Source organism: Pseudomonas sp. Marseille-QA0332 (assembly GCF_054950175.1).
The window spans coordinates 2933939-2951721 of sequence record NZ_CM143106.1 but is presented as its reverse complement, the minus strand read 5'-3'; the positions used below and the strand labels follow the sequence as shown (position 1 = coordinate 2951721).

Annotated in this window: 16 protein-coding genes; 11 read left to right on the top strand and 5 right to left on the bottom strand. The window is 65.6% G+C overall.

What is annotated here, in order from left to right:
- The first annotated feature begins 46 nt into the window (after positions 1–46).
- A complete protein-coding gene (gene cytX / locus ACY8GK_RS13720; protein WP_462401453.1) occupies positions 47–1330 on the top strand; it encodes a putative hydroxymethylpyrimidine transporter CytX in 1284 nt (427 codons plus the stop codon).
- On the opposite strand, the gene ACY8GK_RS13715 is transcribed toward cytX, so the two are convergent.
- A complete protein-coding gene (locus tag ACY8GK_RS13715) occupies positions 1299–2045 on the bottom strand; it encodes an RsiV family protein (protein ID WP_196175949.1) in 747 nt (248 codons plus the stop codon). The two genes, cytX and ACY8GK_RS13715, sit on opposite strands and share 32 nt — an antisense overlap.
- A 184-nt stretch (positions 2046–2229) precedes the next feature.
- Here ACY8GK_RS13715 and ACY8GK_RS13710 point away from each other — a divergent pair, with 184 nt between their 5' ends.
- The 9 genes from ACY8GK_RS13710 to ACY8GK_RS13670 all read left to right on the top strand — a co-directional run bounded on the left by ACY8GK_RS13710 (position 2230) and on the right by ACY8GK_RS13670 (position 11498).
- Positions 2230–2847 (top strand): NUDIX domain-containing protein, encoded by a 618-nt coding sequence (locus tag ACY8GK_RS13710; RefSeq protein WP_196175951.1) that lies wholly within the window; start codon positions 2230–2232, stop codon positions 2845–2847.
- Positions 2802–3290, top strand: a complete 489-nt coding sequence (locus ACY8GK_RS13705) for a DUF1249 domain-containing protein (RefSeq protein WP_230375515.1) — start codon at positions 2802–2804, stop codon at positions 3288–3290. Before ACY8GK_RS13710 ends, ACY8GK_RS13705 begins: the two co-directional genes overlap by 46 nt.
- Positions 3291–3370: 80 nt before the next feature.
- Positions 3371–4186, top strand: coding sequence for a 3',5'-cyclic-AMP phosphodiesterase (gene cpdA / locus ACY8GK_RS13700; protein WP_196175955.1), 816 nt, complete (start codon positions 3371–3373; stop codon positions 4184–4186).
- Between the two features lie 111 nt (positions 4187–4297).
- On the top strand, positions 4298–4906 hold the full coding sequence (locus ACY8GK_RS13695; protein ID WP_196175957.1) for a YqiA/YcfP family alpha/beta fold hydrolase: 609 nt from the start codon (positions 4298–4300) through the stop codon (positions 4904–4906).
- A gap of 35 nt (positions 4907–4941) precedes the next feature.
- Positions 4942–6846 (top strand): DNA topoisomerase IV subunit B, encoded by a 1905-nt coding sequence (gene parE, locus ACY8GK_RS13690; RefSeq protein WP_196175959.1) that lies wholly within the window; start codon positions 4942–4944, stop codon positions 6844–6846.
- On the top strand, positions 6843–7829 hold the full coding sequence (locus ACY8GK_RS13685) for an esterase-like activity of phytase family protein (RefSeq protein WP_196175962.1): 987 nt from the start codon (positions 6843–6845) through the stop codon (positions 7827–7829). Before parE ends, ACY8GK_RS13685 begins: the two co-directional genes overlap by 4 nt.
- Positions 7826–8344 (top strand): retropepsin-like aspartic protease family protein, encoded by a 519-nt coding sequence (locus ACY8GK_RS13680; RefSeq protein WP_196175964.1) that lies wholly within the window; start codon positions 7826–7828, stop codon positions 8342–8344. Before ACY8GK_RS13685 ends, ACY8GK_RS13680 begins: the two co-directional genes overlap by 4 nt.
- Before the next feature lie 10 nt (positions 8345–8354).
- Complete coding sequence (gene parC / locus ACY8GK_RS13675; RefSeq protein ID WP_462401452.1) at positions 8355–10613, top strand: DNA topoisomerase IV subunit A; 2259 nt, start codon at positions 8355–8357, stop codon at positions 10611–10613.
- Between the two features lie 174 nt (positions 10614–10787).
- Positions 10788–11498 (top strand): PqiC family protein, encoded by a 711-nt coding sequence (locus ACY8GK_RS13670; protein WP_196175968.1) that lies wholly within the window; start codon positions 10788–10790, stop codon positions 11496–11498.
- Between the two features lie 53 nt (positions 11499–11551).
- Here ACY8GK_RS13670 and ACY8GK_RS13665 read toward each other — a convergent pair whose 3' ends face one another.
- Positions 11552–13021 (bottom strand): histidine kinase, encoded by a 1470-nt coding sequence (locus ACY8GK_RS13665; RefSeq protein ID WP_462401451.1) that lies wholly within the window; start codon positions 13019–13021, stop codon positions 11552–11554.
- Between the two features lie 134 nt (positions 13022–13155).
- Here ACY8GK_RS13665 and serB point away from each other — a divergent pair, with 134 nt between their 5' ends.
- The gene (gene serB, locus ACY8GK_RS13660) at positions 13156–14379 is read left to right on the top strand and encodes a phosphoserine phosphatase SerB (RefSeq protein ID WP_462401450.1); all 1224 of its coding nucleotides are present in this window, start codon (positions 13156–13158) and stop codon (positions 14377–14379) included.
- Between the two features lie 114 nt (positions 14380–14493).
- Here serB and asd read toward each other — a convergent pair whose 3' ends face one another.
- Genes asd through ACY8GK_RS13645 form a run of 3 tightly spaced genes read right to left on the bottom strand, consistent with a single transcriptional unit; the run spans position 14494 to position 17774 of the window.
- Positions 14494–15387 (bottom strand): archaetidylserine decarboxylase, encoded by an 894-nt coding sequence (asd, locus tag ACY8GK_RS13655; protein ID WP_462401449.1) that lies wholly within the window; start codon positions 15385–15387, stop codon positions 14494–14496.
- 9 nt (positions 15388–15396) lie between these two features.
- Entirely contained in the window at positions 15397–16206 is an 810-nt protein-coding gene (locus ACY8GK_RS13650) for a rhodanese-like domain-containing protein (protein ID WP_462401448.1), read from the bottom strand.
- Positions 16207–16250: 44 nt separating this feature from the next.
- Positions 16251–17774: an HDOD domain-containing protein gene (locus ACY8GK_RS13645; protein ID WP_462401447.1), complete on the bottom strand. Its 1524-nt coding sequence runs from the start codon at positions 17772–17774 to the stop codon at positions 16251–16253.
- Positions 17775–17783 lie beyond the last annotated feature (9 nt).

Genomic DNA, 17783 nt, shown 5'->3' with positions numbered 1-17783 from the left:
CACGGCGGCCCCAACGATCTATCCATCCTTCATCGAGTATCGATCCGTGAGCACGCCTAGCCAATTTTCCCCTGACCAGCCCATCCCGCTGGGCCACCGTCCCTTCGGCGCCCGCGATTTTTTCGCCCTGTGGTTTTCCCTTGGCACCGGCCTGATGGTCCTGCAGGTTGGTGCGATGCTGGCGCCCGGCCTGGGCCTGGGCGGCTCCTTGCTGGCGATCTGCTCTGGCACCGCCATCGGTGTGGTGCTGCTGGCCGCGGCCGGGGTGATCGGCACCGATACCGGACTGTCGGCCATGGCCTCGCTGCGTCTGACCCTGGGTGCCTATGGTGCCCGGGCGCCGGCTGTGCTCAATTTGCTGCAACTGGTCGGCTGGGGCGCGTTCGAGATCATCGTCATGCGCGATGCCGCCAGCCTGCTCGGTGCGCGTGCCTTCGGCGAAGGCAGCGCCTGGAGCAGTCCGTGGCTGTGGACGCCATGCTTCGGCGTGCTGGCCACCGTGCTGGCGGTCAGCGGCCCGCTGACCTTCGTGCGTCGCATCTTGCGCACCTGGGGCATCTGGCTGCTGCTCGGCGCCTGCCTGTGGCTGACCTGGAACCTGTTCGCCAAGGCTGACCTGGCCTCGATCTGGAACCGGGCAGGCGACGGCTCGATGCCCTTGGCCGTCGGCATCGACATCGCCATCGCCATGCCGCTGTCCTGGTTGCCGCTGATCGCCGACTATTCACGTTTCGGCCAGCGCGCCAGCCGGGTGTTCGGCGCCACGGCGTTGGGCTATTTCCTCGGCAACGCCTGGCTGATGAGCCTGGGCGTTGCCTATACCCTGGCATTCACCCAAGGCAGCGAGGCCAATGCGCTACTGCTGGCATTGGCCGGCGCCGGGCTGGGCATGCCCTTGCTGCTGATCCTGCTCGACGAGTCGGAAAACGCCTTTGCCGATATCCATTCGGCGGCCGTCTCGAGTGCCTTGCTGGTGCGGCTGAAGGTCGAGCACCTGGCCGTGGCGGTCGGTTTGCTGTGCACCTCGATCGCCTGCCTGGCTCCCCTGGCCCAGTACGAGAACTTCCTGCTACTGATCGGTTCGCTGTTCGCGCCGCTGTTCGGCGTGGTGCTGACCGACCACTTCCTGGTGCGTCGCCGGCGTGCGCCGGCCGCGGTGCGAGGGCTGCACTGGCATGCCCTGCTCGCCTGGTCGGCAGGCGTGGCGGCCTACCACGCCCTCGCCAGCCTGGCCCCGCAGGTCGGCGCGACCCTGCCGGCAGTGCTGCTGGCAGGGGCACTGCACGGTTTGCTGAGCGTCAGCCGCGCCCAGGAAACAGCTCGGGCCTGAGCACGCCATTGAGGCGCGGGTAAGGAATCTTCAGCTCGATGTGGCCCATGGAATAGGGCGCGATGGAATAGACCTCGTACTTGACCACCACCGCGCCATAGGTCAGGGCCACGTGCGGGCTCTTGCGAAACGGCCAGGTCTTGACGAACTCTGGATCCTTGTCCATGCCGGTGCTGATCAGCCAGGCGCGGTGGGATTGCGCGGCGGTCTTCCAGAAGGTCTCTTCCTGGCCAGGCAGCAGCATGTCCTGCAAGGTCAGGACCTTGTCCAGCTTGCGCGAGTAGTTGATGAAGCCGCGGCCGGGCATGCCATGGGCGCCGCCGCTGTCGAGGTAGCTGGACAGCTCGATGATCACCAGCCCGTCATGCTGCTCGCGTACCTTGGCCTGCAGGTAGCTGCTGTTGCGCTTGTCGGCCTGGGCCAGGTACTGCGTTTCGTAGTCCTTGAGCGTGGCGGGCGCGCCGCCATGCTGATTGTCTTCGGTGAGCTGCAGTAGGCGGCGTTCGACGATGGCATCGAGCTTGGGCAGCGCCGGGAAATGCACGGTGTCGATGTTCACCAGCGGGCAGTCGCTTTCGCTGCAGCCGGGCTTGACGTGCTCCCAGGCTTCGCGCTTGACCTCGAGCGGTGCCCGGTAATCGGGCGTGAACAGGCTCTGGCAGGCGCCCAGAGCCAGGGCCAGCACGGCCACGGAAGTCAGTTTGACCAGCGTCATGGTGATCCTTGCAAGACAAAGGTGAGTCGGCCTTCGACCGTCGGCGGGGCCTTCGGTTCGCCACTAAGCTAACAGAGTGATGACAGCCTGTCGTGACTGGCCGAGCGGGCAACGGAAAGGGATGAAAGCCAGCGATGTGCAGAGTAGGATGGCGCGATGCGGTAGACGAGGTCACGAGGTTTTCATGTCAGATACGTTGAATTCGATACCCCGGGCGGTCGAGATCGTCGAACGGGCCAATTGTTTCCAGGGCTTCTACAAGCTCGACAAGCTGCGCCTGCGTCACGAGCTGTTCGCCGGCGGCATGGGTCGTGAAATCAGCCGTGAGCTGTTCGTGCGCCATGACGCAGTCTGCGTACTGCCCTACGATCCGCTGCGCGACGAGGTAGTGCTGATCGAGCAGTTCCGCGTCGGTGCCCTGGGCAAGACCGACAATCCCTGGCTGATCGAACTGGTCGCCGGGTTGATCGACAAGGACGAGCAGCCCGAGGAGGTCGCCCACCGGGAAGCCGAAGAGGAAGCGGGCCTGGCGTTTTCCGCGCTGTGGCCGATGACTCGCTATTTTCCTTCGCCAGGCGGCAGCGACGAATTCGTCCACCTGTTCCTTGGCCGCTGCAGCAGCGAGGGGGCCGGGGGCCTGCATGGGCTGGAAGAAGAAGGCGAGGACATCCGAGTCAAGGTCTGGTCCTTCGAGGATGCCCTGCAGGCGGTGCGCGATGGGCGCATCGCCAACGCCGCCAGCATCATCGCCTTGCAATGGCTGGCACTGAACCGTGGCGAAGTCAGGGGCATGTGGTCGTGAGCCCCTTGCGCGAACGCTACCGGGTCGACCTGGCTGGCCTGCAGGCGGCCTGCGAGGCCAACTACGCACGCTTGATGCGATTGTTGCCGGACATGCGCAGCACCCAGAGTTCGCGTCGCATCGGCATGACCCAGGGCGACCAGATGCTCGGCGTGCTGGTGCTCGAGGTGGCACTGGCCTGCCCTTATACCACCACCTTGCGCGTGCGCCAGGAACACAGCCTGCCCTGGCTGCCGGTACCGCAGCTGGAAGTGCAGGTCTATCATGACGCACGGATGGCCGAGGTGGTCAGCGCCGAGCATGCCCGTCGCCTGCGCAGCATCTATCCCTATCCGAATGCGGCGATGCACCAGCCCGACGAAAAGGCCCAGCTCAACCTTTTTCTCGGTGAGTGGCTCAGCCACTGCCTGGCCTGTGGGCACGAACTCGCCGCGGTGCGCTGAGCGCCCGGCCAGGACCGTCCGGCACGACCGACGTGCTGCCGTTCAGCAGAACCCAATTCCATTGTCCAGGAGCCGGCTTCTTGTCGCAGTCACACCACAGGTCCGATCAGTCCTCCATAGAGGTGGTCCAGCTTACCGATGCTCACCTGTTCGGCGATCCACAAGGCGCCATGCTGGGCCTCAATACCCGCGACAGCCTGCGCCATGTGGTAGCGCAGGTCCGTCGCGAACGACCGCGGGTCGACCTGCTGCTTTGCACCGGGGATCTTTCGCAGGATGGCAGCGTGGCTGCATACGAAGCGTTTCGCGACCTGACGGCCACCTGCGGCACGCGGGCCCGCTGGCTGCCTGGCAACCACGACGACAGGCGGGTAATGGCGCAGCTGGCCGGCAGCGATGAACTGTTGCAGCAGGTCACCGATATCGGCGCGTGGCGCATCGTCATGCTCGACTCGACCGTGCGCGGCGCTGCCCATGGCTGGCTCGACGAGGCGCAGCTGGCGCTGCTCGACCAGGCCCTGGATGGCGCGGGCGGGCGGCATTGCCTGGTCTGCCTGCATCACCAGCCGGTGGATATCGGCTGCGCCTGGATGGCGCCGATCGGCCTGCGCAATGCCGACAGCCTGTTCCAGTGCCTGCGGGCGCACCCGCAGGTGCGCGCGTTGCTCTGGGGGCATGTGCACCAGGCCTGGGACCAGCTCGACGGCACCCGGCGCCTGCTGGCCTCGCCGTCTACCTGCATCCAGTTCGCCGCCTGCAGCGAGGACTTTCAGGTCAGCGAGGAGCATCCCGGCTATCGCTGGCTGCGCCTGCACGCCGACGGGGGCTTGGAAACCGGCATCGAGCGTGCGCATGATTTCATCGTGAAGCTGGATTTCGACAGTCCTGGCTATTGAACAATACGTCGCTACAAAGCCTGCGTTGCATCAAGACCCGGCGAACAGGCTAAACTGCGCGTCCCTGCGCCCGCATCGATGGGCGTGTCGCCGCCACATTCCAGGAGCAGCATGTCGGCCTCGATCCTCTATATCCACGGTTTCAACAGTTCGCCGCTGTCGAGGAAGGCACGTCAGCTCGAGTCCGTGATGCAGCGTCTCGGGCTCGCCGAACAGTTGCGAGTACCGGCGCTGCACCACCATCCACGCCAGGCCATCGCCCAGCTCGAGGCAGCCATCGCCGAGCTCGGCACGCCCTTGCTGGTCGGCAGTTCGCTGGGCGGCTACTATGCGACCTGGCTGGCCGAGCGCCATGCCCTGAAGGCCGTGCTGATCAACCCGGCCGTCGCCCCGCACCGGCTGTTCGACGGCTACCTGGGGCTGCAACGCAACCTCTATACCGGGCAGGCATGGGAGCTGACCCTGGACCACGTCCAGGCGCTGGCCGAACTGGAGGTCCCAGCGCCACGGGATCCCAGGCGCTTCCAGGTCTGGCTGCAGACCGGCGACGAGACCCTCGACTATCGGCAGGCGCAGCGTTATTACGCAGCCTGCGACCTGCGCATCGAGGAAGGCGGCGACCACGGGTTCCAGGGCTTCGCCGAGCGCATCGGGCAACTGCTCGCCCTTGCCGGCATCGCTGCAGAGCGATATGCGACATTCGATTTTTCTGTACTCTGATTTTCCAGCATTCACCAGACTGACGACGAGAACCCATGGCCAATCCCAGCGCTAGCGCCTATAACGCAGACGCCATCGAAGTCCTCTCCGGCCTCGACCCGGTCCGCAAGCGGCCGGGGATGTACACCGATACCAGCCGACCGAACCACCTGGCCCAGGAAGTCATCGACAACAGTGTCGACGAAGCCCTGGCCGGCCACGCTCGTTCGGTGCAGGTGATCCTGCATGCCGACCATGCATTGGAAGTGTCCGATGATGGTCGGGGCATGCCTGTCGATATCCACCCCGAAGAGGGCGTTTCCGGGGTCGAGCTGATCCTCACCAAGCTGCATGCGGGCGGCAAGTTCTCCAACAAGAACTACCAGTTCTCCGGCGGCCTGCACGGCGTCGGCATCTCGGTGGTCAATGCCCTTTCGTCCCAGGTGCGGGTGCGGGTCAAGCGTGACGGCAACGAATACCAGATGACCTTCGCCGATGGTTTCAAGGCCAGCGAGCTGGCGATCATCGGCTCGGTCGGCAAGCGCAACACTGGCACCAGCGTTTATTTCGCGCCGGATCCGAAATACTTCGACTCGCCCAGGTTTTCCGTCAGCCGCCTCAAGCACGTGCTCAAGGCCAAGGCCGTGCTCTGCCCGGGACTGTCGATCAGCTTCGAGGACAAGGGGACTGGCGAGAAGGTCGAGTGGCACTACGAGGATGGCCTGCGTTCGTACCTGGTCGATTCGGTCAGCGAGTTCCAGCGCCTGCCCGACGAGCCGTTCTGCGGTAGCCTGGCGGGTAACAAGGAAGCGGTGGACTGGGCGCTGCTGTGGCTGCCCGAAGGCGGTGACAGCATTCAGGAAAGCTACGTCAACCTGATCCCCACTGCCCAGGGCGGCACCCATGTCAACGGCCTGCGCCAGGGGCTGCTGGATGCCATGCGCGAATTCTGCGAGTTTCGCAACCTGTTGCCGCGTGGCGTCAAGCTGGCGCCCGAGGATGTCTGGGAGCGCATCAGCTTCGTGCTATCGATGAAGATGCAGGAGCCGCAGTTCTCCGGCCAGACCAAGGAGCGGCTGTCCTCGCGCGAGGCGGCGGCCTTCGTTTCCGGCGTGGTCAAGGATGCCTTCAGCCTTTGGCTCAACGCTCATCCCGAACTGGGCATGCAGCTGGCCGAACTGGCGATCAGCAACGCCGGTCGTCGTCTGAAGGCAAGCAAGAAGGTCGAACGCAAGCGCATTACCCAGGGGCCGGCCTTGCCTGGCAAGCTGGCCGATTGCGCCGGGCAGGACCCGATGCGGGCCGAGCTGTTCCTGGTCGAAGGCGATTCGGCCGGCGGTTCGGCCAAACAGGCGCGCGACAAGGAGTACCAGGCCATCCTGCCGCTGCGCGGCAAGATCCTCAACACCTGGGAAGTCGACGGCGGAGAAGTCCTGGCCAGCCAGGAAGTCCACAACATCGCCGTGGCCATCGGGGTCGACCCGGGCGCCTCGGACCTGTCGCAGCTGCGCTATGGCAAGATCTGCATTCTGGCCGACGCCGACTCCGATGGCCTGCATATCGCCACGTTGCTGTGCGCGCTGTTCGTCCAGCACTTTCGCCCGCTGGTCGAGGCCGGTCATGTCTACGTGGCCATGCCCCCGCTCTACCGCATCGATCTGGGCAAGGAAATCTACTACGCCCTGGACGAGGCCGAGCGTGACGGGATCCTCGACCGTCTGGTGGCCGAGAAGAAGCGCGGCAAGCCTCAGGTCACCCGCTTCAAGGGCCTGGGCGAGATGAACCCGCCGCAGCTGCGCGAAACCACCATGGACCCCAATACTCGGCGCCTGGTCCAGCTGACCCTGGACGATCTGCAAGGCACCCGCGAAATCATGGACATGCTGCTGGCCAAGAAGCGCGCCAGCGACCGCAAGAGCTGGCTGGAAACCAAGGGCAACCTTGCCGAGGTGCTGGTTTGATCCGTGGATGGCTGGCCGTCACGCTTGCCTGCCTGGCCTTGTCGAGCCAGGCCGCGCAGTGGCCTGAGCTCGAGTTCGTCGATGAGCATCCGATCGATGGCATGCTCGGTGGCAATCTGTCTGGCCTGGCCATCTGCCAGGGCGCGCTGTGGGCGGTGTCCGACCGGGACGACGATCGCATCTACCGGCTGGACCAGCGCCAGCGCACCTGGCAGGCCGAGTCGCGAATCGTCAGCGTGCCGCCAGTGCCGGACAGCGGGCTGCCGTTGGGGCTGCGTTCGAGCAGTTGGGCGGCTTCCTACCTGCGCGGCGGTGCCCTGGACTTCGAAGGGATCAGTTGCGACCAGGCTGGCAATGCCTATGTGGTCAGCGAAGCCAATGCCGCCGTGCTGCACATCCCCGTCGAAGGCGAGGCGCACTGGTTGAAGATCGACTCGGCCATGGTTCGCCAGGCGCGCGCCAGCGGCATGCTGCTGCGTTTCAACGCCCTGTTCGAGGGGCTGGCGATCAACCCGGCGGGTGATCGCCTCTGGCTGGCCGCGGAGCGTGAGCGGCGCGGCCTGCTGGCGGTGCAACGCCAGCAGTCGGTATGGAACTGCACTGGCAACTGCGTGCTGTTCAGCGAGGCCGGCACCGAGGCGCCACCAACGCAGACCGGGCGCACGCGTGCGGTGCCACGGGACTTCGCCGACCTGGCTTTCTACCAGGGCAAGCTGTTCACCCTCGAGCGCAACGCCTTCCGTATTTGCCGCCGCGATGTCGACAAGGGCGAAGTGGAGCGTTGCTGGTCGTTCGCCGAGGGAGCCATGGATGAGAAGCGTCGCTATGACGAACCGTTCGGCCTGGCCGAGGCCCTGGTGATCGATGCCGAGGGAGCCTGGGTCGGGCTGGACAACAATGGGGCCAGGCGCGCCGACGGCGAAACCCGACCGATCGTCTGGCGCTTCGCCGCGCCGAAGGATGGCTGGAGCGCCAAGCCGTGAGCCAGGCGCCGGGAACGCGTGCAGGCAAGGTGCTGATGATCCTTGCCTGGGCAGCGGCGCTGTTTCTGGCCACGCGTTTCTTCGGCGACTGGGAGCAGCGTCGCGACAATCCCAACCAGGTGGTGCAGTCCGAACGTGGTGCCGATTTCATCGAGGTGCGGCTGCTGGGCAATGGTCAAGGGCACTTCGTTGCCGATGGCCTGATCAATGATCAGCCGGTGCATTTCATGCTCGATACCGGCGCTACCGACGTGGCGATCCCCCAGTCGCTGGCGCGCCGGCTTGGGCTGGAGCGTGGCGCCAGCGTGATGCTCAGTACCGCCAATGGCCGCACCGAAGGCTATCGCACCCGTCTCGACAGCCTGCAACTGGGCGAGATTCGCCTGCGCCAGGTCCGCGCCCTGGTAGTGCCGGGCCTCGACGGCGACCAGGTGCTGCTGGGCATGAGCGCCTTGAAACAACTTGAATTTACCCAGCGCAGCGGCACCTTGCTGCTGCGCCAGAACCTGAAATGACGAGGCCCGCATGAGCCAATCCCTGGAACTCAGTCTCGACGGCGTCGAGCGCCGCTCCCTGGCGGACTTCACCGAACAGGCCTACCTCAACTATTCCATGTACGTGATCATGGACCGTGCCCTGCCGCACATCGGCGACGGACTCAAGCCCGTCCAGCGGCGCATCGTCTATGCCATGAGCGAGCTGGGCCTGGATGCCGATGCCAAGCACAAGAAATCCGCGCGTACCGTGGGCGACGTGCTTGGCAAGTTCCACCCCCATGGCGATTCGGCGTGCTACGAAGCGATGGTGCTGATGGCCCAGCCGTTCAGCTACCGCTATACCCTGGTCGATGGCCAGGGCAACTGGGGCGCGCCGGACGACCCCAAGTCCTTCGCCGCCATGCGCTATACCGAGGCGCGCCTGTCGCGCTATTCCGAAGTGCTGCTCGACGAACTTGGCCAGGGTACGGTCGACTGGGTGCCGAACTTCGACGGCACGCTGCAGGAGCCGTCGGTGTTGCCGGCGCGCCTGCCCAACATCCTGCTCAACGGTACCACCGGGATCGCGGTTGGCATGGCCACCGACGTCCCGCCGCACAACCTGCGTGAAGTGGCCAGTGCCTGCGTGCGCCTGCTCGACGAGCCCAAGGCCACCGTCGAGCAGCTCTGCGAGCATATCCAGGGACCCGACTACCCGACCGAGGCCGAAATCATCACGCCACGCGCCGAGATGCTCAAGCTCTACGAGAGCGGGCGCGGCTCGATTCGCATGCGTGCGGTCTATCGCATCGAGGATGGCGACATCATCGTCACCGCGCTGCCGCACCAGGTGTCCGGGGCGAAGGTTTTGGAGCAGATCGCCGGGCAGATGCAGGCCAAGAAGCTGCCGATGGTCGCCGACCTGCGCGACGAATCGGACCACGAAAACCCTTGCCGCATCGTCATCATTCCGCGTTCGAACCGTGTGGATGCCAGCGAGCTGATGCAGCATCTGTTCGCCACCACCGACCTGGAGAGCACCTACCGGGTCAACGTCAACATCATCGGCCTGGACGGGCGCCCGCAACTGAAGAACCTGCGCACGCTGCTGCAGGAGTGGTTGCAGTACCGCATCGCCACGGTGCGGCGGCGCCTGCAGTTCCGTCTGGACAAGGTCGAGAAGCGTCTGCATCTGCTCGAAGGCCTGCTGACCGCCTTCCTCAACCTCGACGAAGTGATCCAGATCATTCGCACAGAGGATCATCCCAAACAGGCCCTGATCGCTCGCTTCGCCCTGTCCGAAACCCAGGCCGACTACATCCTCGAAACCCGCCTGCGCCAGCTGGCGCGCCTGGAAGAGATGAAGATCCGTGGCGAGCAGGACGAATTGCTCAAGGAGCAGGCCAAGCTGCTCGGCCTGCTGGCCAGCGAAGCCAAGCTGCGCAAGCTGGTACGCACCGAGCTGCTCAAGGATGCCCAGACCTATGGCGATGATCGTCGTTCGCCGATCGTCGAGCGTGCCGAGGCCAGGGCGCTTTCGGAAAACGAACTGGTGCCTACCGAACCTGTGACCGTGGTGCTGTCCGAGAAAGGCTGGGTACGTTGCGCCAAAGGACATGACATCGATGCCACGGGGCTCTCCTACAAGGCCGGCGACGGCTTCAAGGCAGCCGCGCCCGGTCGCTCGAACCAGTCCGCGGTGTTCATCGACTCCACCGGGCGCAGCTACTCGGTGCCCGCCCATGGCCTGCCCTCGGCGCGCGGGCAGGGCGAGCCGCTGACCGGCCGTCTCGCTCCACCGCCAGGCGCTTCGTTCGAGTGCCTGCTGATGCCGGAGGACGAGGCGCTGTACGTGGTCGCCTCCGATGCCGGCTACGGCTTCGTGGTCAAAGGCGAGGACCTGCAGACCAAGAACAAGGCCGGCAAGGGCCTGCTGAGCCTGCCGAAGGGCGCCAAGGTGATGAGCCCGCGTCCGGTCACCGACCGCGAGCAGGACTGGTTGGCGGCAGTGACGACCGAAGGCCGGCTGCTGGTGTTCAAGGTTGCCGACCTGCCGCAACTGGGCAAGGGCAAGGGCAACAAGATCATCGGCATACCTGGCGAGCGCGTGGCCAGCCGCGAGGAATACGTCACCGACCTGGCGGTTCTGGCCGATGGCGCCACTCTGGTACTGCAGGCGGGCAAGCGCACGCTTTCGCTCAAGGGGGACGACCTGGAGCACTACAAGGGCGAGCGTGGCCGGCGTGGCAACAAGCTTCCGCGTGGGTTCCAGCGTGTCGATGGCATGACGGCGGAAGGCCCGGCATAAGGTTGGCGACGACCGGGACGACCGCTTCGGCGGCGTTCCGGCAGAAATGCTGGAGTTGCCTGGGCATTTCGCGGATGATAGTGCCCTCTCGGCGCCAGCGTGGCTGTGTGCCTGCATGAAACCTGACACGTATCACTGCGGTTTGCCGTGTTGGCAGCCGCCTGGGTGGGATGAATGAAACTTCTGCGCCTTCCATTTGTTCTGCTGATGACTGGCGTATTGGGCCTGGCTGGATGCAGCATGCACCAGCCGGTCGCCCTGTATCAGCTCGACAGCGGCGACCCCGGCCAGCCCACGCAAAGCGCGGGCATGGCGGTCGTGCTCGGCCCGGTATCGGTGGCCGATTACCTGCAGCGTGAGACGTTCCTGCAGCGCCGCGCCGACGGCAGCTTGACCGGTTCGACCGGCGGGCGCTGGGCCGGCAGTCTGTCCTCGGACATCGACCAGTTGCTGGTTCGCCAGCTGGCCTGGCGTCTCGACAGCCAGCGCGTGGTGCTGGCCCCGGCAAGTGCCGGCTTCACCCCGGATGTCCAGGTGCTGCTCTCCATCACCCGGCTCGATTCCGGCGCCGACCAGCCTGCCGTGCTCGACGCCCAATGGCGTTTGCTCGACCGTCGTGGCAAGGTCCGTGACAACCGTATCGTGCATCTGGAACAGCAGCATCAAGGCAGCGAGGCGTCGCAGGTCCAGGCCCAGGGGCAGTTGCTGCAGAAACTGGCCGAGCAGCTTAGCACCGCGCTCAAGCCGCTGGCCAACCAGCCAGCCATCGTCGAGGAGCCCGTGAAGAAACCGGCAGCGCCGGCCCAGGTTCGCAAGGAGCCGGAAAAGCCGAAGATTCCGATGGCTACCCCGATCCGGACCGACATGGAGATCTATCGGTTCTGACCGACCGTCCATGAAAAAGCCCGCAATGCTGCGGGCTTTTTCATTTCAGACGCTCAGCGGCTGCGTTCGTGCATCCGCGCCAGCTGGCGTTCGAGCATGGACGGGTACGGCTCCATCAGCCGCTCGACGCAGCAGGCCCCATCAGGGCTGGCGATCGGTCGGATACGGGCGCGCTGGCGGATCAGCGCGTCATCGCTGACGTTGCGCTCGACCAGCAGCAGGTTGCGGCTGTGCTGGGACAAGGCCAGCGCATCCTGAGCCTTTTCAGTCAGCAACAGGTCGACCTGGCTCAGGCCATGAAGATTCTCGCCCAATACCAGGCCCAGCTGCATTTGCAGGGTGATGCCGCTGTCGGCGACCTCGATTTGCAAGTCATGGCCCAGCGCACGCAGCAGTTCACCACAACAGATGGCGTTGGTCAGGTAGTCCTCGCCACTGTCGCCGCTATTGAACAGCAGCAGGGTGCTGCCGTCGTTCAAGGTGTACATGGTGCCTTCGTACAGCGATGCAGCCTGTTCCAGGCAATCTCGATAGCGCTCCAGCAGTTCGGCCAGGCGCGTGCGCGGCAGGCGACGCAGCTGTTCCTGCGAACCGAGCTGCACGGCCAGGACGGCGCTGGTCTGGGGTGGCTCGGGTGCGGCGGCGAGCCTGTCGGCAGGCGCAGGGTCGTCGATCAGACCGGCGAAAGCCTCGTCGTCCTCGACCTCGTCGACATGCACCTCGATCCTGGCCCGAGCAGGCCTGGACGTGTTCTTGGCCACCGGTTGCACAGGGTCCAGCTCGATATCCTCTGCATACGCTTGCTCGTCGTCTTCCGGCTCCGGAGGCGGCGGGGGCGCCAGGCGGGCATGCAGCTGGCGAGCCAGATCGCCGACTTCGTCCTGACGGTCGGTCGCCGGGGTGTACGGGTGCGGCTCGCGCAGCCAGACCCGCAGTTGAAGTAGCGGCGTGGTGATGTGTCGGCCCATGCGCAGGCTCAGGGCAAGCGCCAGGGCCAGCAGGATGGCCGCCAGGATGCCCATGCTCTGCAGGCTGATCAGCATGGGCTGCTGGAACTGGCTCATGTCCAGGCTGATGCGCAACTGGCCCGCGGTGACGTCCTGGAAAGTGATCCTGGTCTGGTACAAGCCTTCGGTCTCGCCGAGCAGGCCGTTGCGAGGGCGTTGCCCGGCCTCGGCCAGGATGCGGTTGTCCGGGCTGTAGATCGCCGCGTGGGCGACCAGCGGATTCTTCACCAGGTTGCCCAGCAGCACGTTCAGGCTGAGGATGTCGTTGGCCACCAGCAGCTCGGTGGCCGAGGTGGCGGTCTGCGTGGTGAGGCTCTGGCCGAGCGCGTCCGCCTGCTCATGCATGGCCTGCTTGAACTGCAGGCCCATCACGCAGGCATAGATCACCAGGGCAAGAGCCACCAGGAAGATGTTGTGGAAGGCTATCCGCAGCACCAGCGGGACACGACGCTGGCGCAAGGCACGGAAAAGCATCACGAAGAAGTTGTCAGGCTTGACTGGCGTGGGCCGGTTCACAGAGCTCGGCTCTTTGTGGCGGAAAAGTGGTGCGCAGTATAGCGAGCGGAGTTTTGTCGGCAAAGCGTCGTCCGCGCCCGATGGTCACGAAAAATCGGTAGAATGCGCCTTTTTCATCATTCTGGAGCCAGGTCTTGCGCGAAATCGTCCTGATCAACATCACTGGTGAAGACCGTCCCGGTCTGACCGCGGCCATCACTGGCGTCCTGCTCCAGGGCGGCGTGAGCATTCTCGATATCGGTCTTGCCGTGATGCACGGTACCTTGTCGTTCGGCATCCTGGTCGACATTCCCGACAACGAAGCCGCATCGGCCCTGCTTCAGGCGGTACAGGCCAAGGCCCACGAGCTGGACCTGCTGGCGCGCTACACGCCGATCTCCGAGAGCGACTACCAGCACTGGGTGGATGGGCACCGCGAGCCACGCCATGTGGTGACCCTGCTCAGCCGCAGGATCAGCCCCGAGCAGTTGCAGCGGGTCAGCGCGACCATCTCCCGTCACGGCCTGACGATCGAGCGGATCGAGCGCCTGTCCGCCCGGGTCGCGCTCGACGCCGCGACCGACAGGGGCAAGGCCTGCATCGAGATTTCGGTACGTGGCGAACCTGACGACGCGCAGGCCCTGCGCGCGGACTTCTTCGCCTTGGCCGAGGCGCTGGACATCGATCTGGCGTTCCAGAAAGACGACCTGTTCCGCCGCAATCGGCGCCTGGCGGTATTCGACATGGACTCCACCCTGATCGAAGCCGAGGTGATCGACGAACTGGCCAAGGCTGCCGGGGTCGGCGAGCAGGTAGCGGCCATCACCGAGCGCGCCATGCGTGGCGAACTGGACTTTCGGGCCAGCTTCAAGGAGCGGATGGCGCTGCTCAAGGGCCTGGACGTAGGTGTGCTCGACCAGATCGGTGCTTCCCTGCGCCTGACCGAAGGTGCCGAGAAGCTGTTCGCCGAACTCAAGCGCCTGGGCTACAAGACGGCGATCCTCTCGGGCGGCTTCTCCTATTTCGCCAAGCAGGTGCAGGCGCGCCTGGGCATCGACTACGTGTTCGCCAACGAGCTGGAAGTGGTCGATGGCAAGGTGACGGGCGTCGCCGTCGAGCCGATCGTCGATGCTCAGCGCAAGGCTGACCTGCTGGTGGAGCTGGCGCACAAGGAAGGGGTGCAGCTGGAACAGACCATCGCGGTCGGCGATGGCGCCAATGACCTGCCAATGCTCGCGCTGGCCGGCCTTGGCGTGGCGTTCCGGGCCAAGCCGCTGGTACGCCAGTCGGCGCGTCATGCCATTTCCACGCTGGGGCTGGACGGGGTGCTCTACCTGCTGGGCATGCGCGATCGCGAAGCGCAGGGGCGCGCTGCCTGATTCTCGAGGGTGTGCCGCGGGCCGCTCGCCGGCCCCGCGGACAGCACCGATGGGCAAACACAGCCCGAGAGCTGTGTAGGACCGACCGCGGCCGGGCTGGCTTGCGCCACAAGCTCACCCTTGTGCAGGAGTGTCCTCGGAACCGACGGCCTCGGCAGGCACCGCCAGCAACTGTCCCATGTTCACCACCGAGCCTGCCATCAGCAGCTCCGCCCATTTCACCTGTTGCGGCCCGAACAGCACGATCGCCGTCGAACCAAGCTTGAAGCGGCCCAGCTCCGCGCCTTTTTCCAGGTGGATCGGCGTGCGGCTGGCTTCGTCGTAGCGGAAGGTCTTCAGCTCGCGCTTGGGTGGCGTCACCAGGCCAGCCCACACGGTCTCGATCGAGGCGACGATCATCGCCCCTACCAGCACGACGGCCATGGGCCCACGCTCGGTATCGAACAGGCACACCACGCGCTCGTTGCGCGCGAACAGTTCGGGAACGTTCTCGGCCGTGGTCTGGTTCACCGAGAACAGGCGCCCCGGCACATAGACCATCTCGCGCAAGGTGCCGGCCAGGGGCATGTGCACCCGGTGATAGTCCTTGGGCGAAAGATAGATGGTGGCGAACTCGCCGCCCATGAACGGCGCGGCCAGCGCCGGATCGCCACCGAGCAGTTCCTGCGCGCTGTAGCTGTGGCCCTTGGCCTGGAAGATGCGGCCATGCTCGATCGGGCCGAGCTGGCTGACGGCACCGTCGGCCGGGCAGAGAATGGCGCCTGGGGTCTGGTCGAGCGGCCTTGCGCCTGGCTTGAGCGCACGGGTGAAGAATGCATTGAAGTGCTCGTAGGCGGTCAGGTCCTCGACCAGCGCCTGGGACATGTCCACCTGGTAGCGCTTGGCGAACCAGGCGATGAAGGCGTTCTTGAACCAGCGCACGCGGCACTCGGCAACGCAGCCGGCCAGACGCGACAGCAGGTGGTGCGGCAACAGGTACTGGCTGATGATGAACAATCGGGATTTCATTGGGTTTCCTTAGACTTCGACAGGCGTGTCCGGATGGTTGCCCCATTCGCCCCACGAGCCGGCATAAGCCTTCACTCGCGGATAGCCGAGGTGCTTGGCCACCAGATAGGTAAAGCCGGAACGGTGGTGGGTCTGGCAGTGGGTGATCACTTCCTTGTCCCTGGTGATGCCCAGGCTCTCGAGCACCTGCGGCATGTCCCGGCGAATGCGCAGGTCATCTGCGGGGTCCATGCCGGCGGTCCATTCGAAATTGACCGCGCCCGGCACGTGCCCGCCCTTGGCCGCGAGCACCTTTTCGCCACGGTACTCGCCCGGGCTGCGGGCATCCCAGACGACCAGATCGGCCGCGCCCAGGCGGCTTTGCAGGTACTCGCGGGTAGCGGTCGGCTCGCCGTCGATCTGCAGGCTCACCGGGGTCGCGAGGCTGGCCGGGACCTGGGTGGTCAGCCGGTCGGTCGGCCAGCCCTGGATGCCGCCATTGAGGTAGTGGTAGTGCTTGTGTCCGATCACGTCGAGGAGCCAGATGAAGCGGCCTGCCCAGCCGCCACCTTCGTCATCGTAGACGACATAGACGGCATCCTCGCGATGCCCGAGTTCGGCGAACAGCCTTTCCAGGTCCGCTTGCGCGGGCAACAGCCCCGGCGCCGGCGGCAAGCCAAGCTGGGTGCGCTTGGGATCGACGAAGCGGGCGCCTGGCACATGACCGCTGGCGTAGCGCTGTGCGCTGCTCAGGTCGACCAGGATCAGCCGTGGGCTGGACAGCCGCGGCAACAGGTCGGCCGGTTCGATCACCAAGGGCAAGCCGGAAAAGTCGGTCATCGGCAGTCTCCAAGAAAGATGGATCGGCGATTGTAGCGCAAGGCTCAGGCCTTGCGGTTGCCAAACGTGGCCAGGGCACGCTCCAGGCACTGGCTGGTCCTGCTGAAGGCCTGCACCCCTATGTCGGCCAGGGGACGACCGTCCTGGTCGGCGATGACCAGCATCAACACCTGGCCATTGACCGCCAGCGAGCGCAACAGCACATGTTCGCTGCGCCAGAGCGCCTGCAGAGACGCCGGTAGCGAGGCGCTCAGGCGGGCGTGGTTGTCCGGCGTCAGGCGCAACTGCGCGGCCTGGCTCATCAGGCGCTGCAGCACGGCGCCTTGCTCCAGTGGCAGGCTCAGCCTTGCTGCCTCCCGTGCCAACCCGGCGCTCTGCAGGACCCGCAGGCACTGGTTGGGCTTGTCGAGGGTCAGCAGCATGACGCGCTGCATGCCACAGGCCAGCAAGGCTTCCCGAGCCTGGTTGCCCAGGTGCACGGCGTTGGTGAAAGGGCTGGGCTGGGCGAGCAGTTCGCCGCACAGCTTGCGCCAGTGTTCCAGCTGCTGTGGCGAAGGCGGCTCGGGAGCCAGCATGTCCGGGTGCGGGCGACGCTGGTGCCATGGCCAGAGCAATGCCTCGGCCGGGTGGAACAAGGCCTTGCGCGCGTGTTGGCGCGCGCTGGCGGCAGCTTGCTGGTGGACCTGCTGACGAACATCGTCGAGCGAAGTCTGCAGATAGAGGCTGGTAAGCAGCTGCCAGCGCAGCAGGTGCGGGTTGTCCCAGCCCACCTGGGCCGCCAGTGCCAGGCCGTTGGCCAGCATCACGGTATTGGCCGGCTGGTTGAACCAGCGGCGCAGGGCCGGTTCCTCGTCCAGACGCCGCTGCTGGGTGAGCACTTGCGGCTCGCGGGCGATGTCGAGCACCTTGGCCAGTGACTCGCGTTCCTCGATCAGCAAGTGGTAGCCCTGGGTCACCCAGGCGGGCAGGCGCCAATGTCGGGCCAGGGCCTGGCACAGCTCCATGATCCGCACGCCGAACAGTTCGTATTCCACCGCCGCAGCGTTTTCACGCTTGTGGATCACTCGCAGCTCCCAGGCATCGAGCAGCCGGGGATGGGTCATGGCCAGTGGCCAGAGCGGGGCGAGGAACAGCAGGCTGCCCCAGTGGATTTCCTGCCACAGGCGCGCCAGGCGACTGGCGAACAGGCCGCTGGCCTGCTGGCTGGCATGCTGGCTGATCAGCTGGAACTGGCGCAGCACTGGGGGAATATCGTCTGGCTGCAGCGCCGGCAGGCGAGCAAGCAACTGCGCGGTGCGCTCGAGCCCCAGCCGGTTGAGCGCGATTTCCAGGCTCTCGGCCGGTTCGGCCTGGCTGGCATTGGCCCGATGATTGGCCTCGCGCATGACACCAAGGGCCAGCGCGGGACTGTCCTGCATCAATTCGGCAATCTCGCGCAGCGAACGGCGGCTGTCGTTGATGGCCGACAGGACCCGCTCGTGGCTGGGCTTGGGCACGGGCAGGCGGATCCCGTCGAGCAGTTTCACCCATGCATCGAGCGTTGCTGGAGTCTTGGTTTCGCTTGGCATTCTGATATC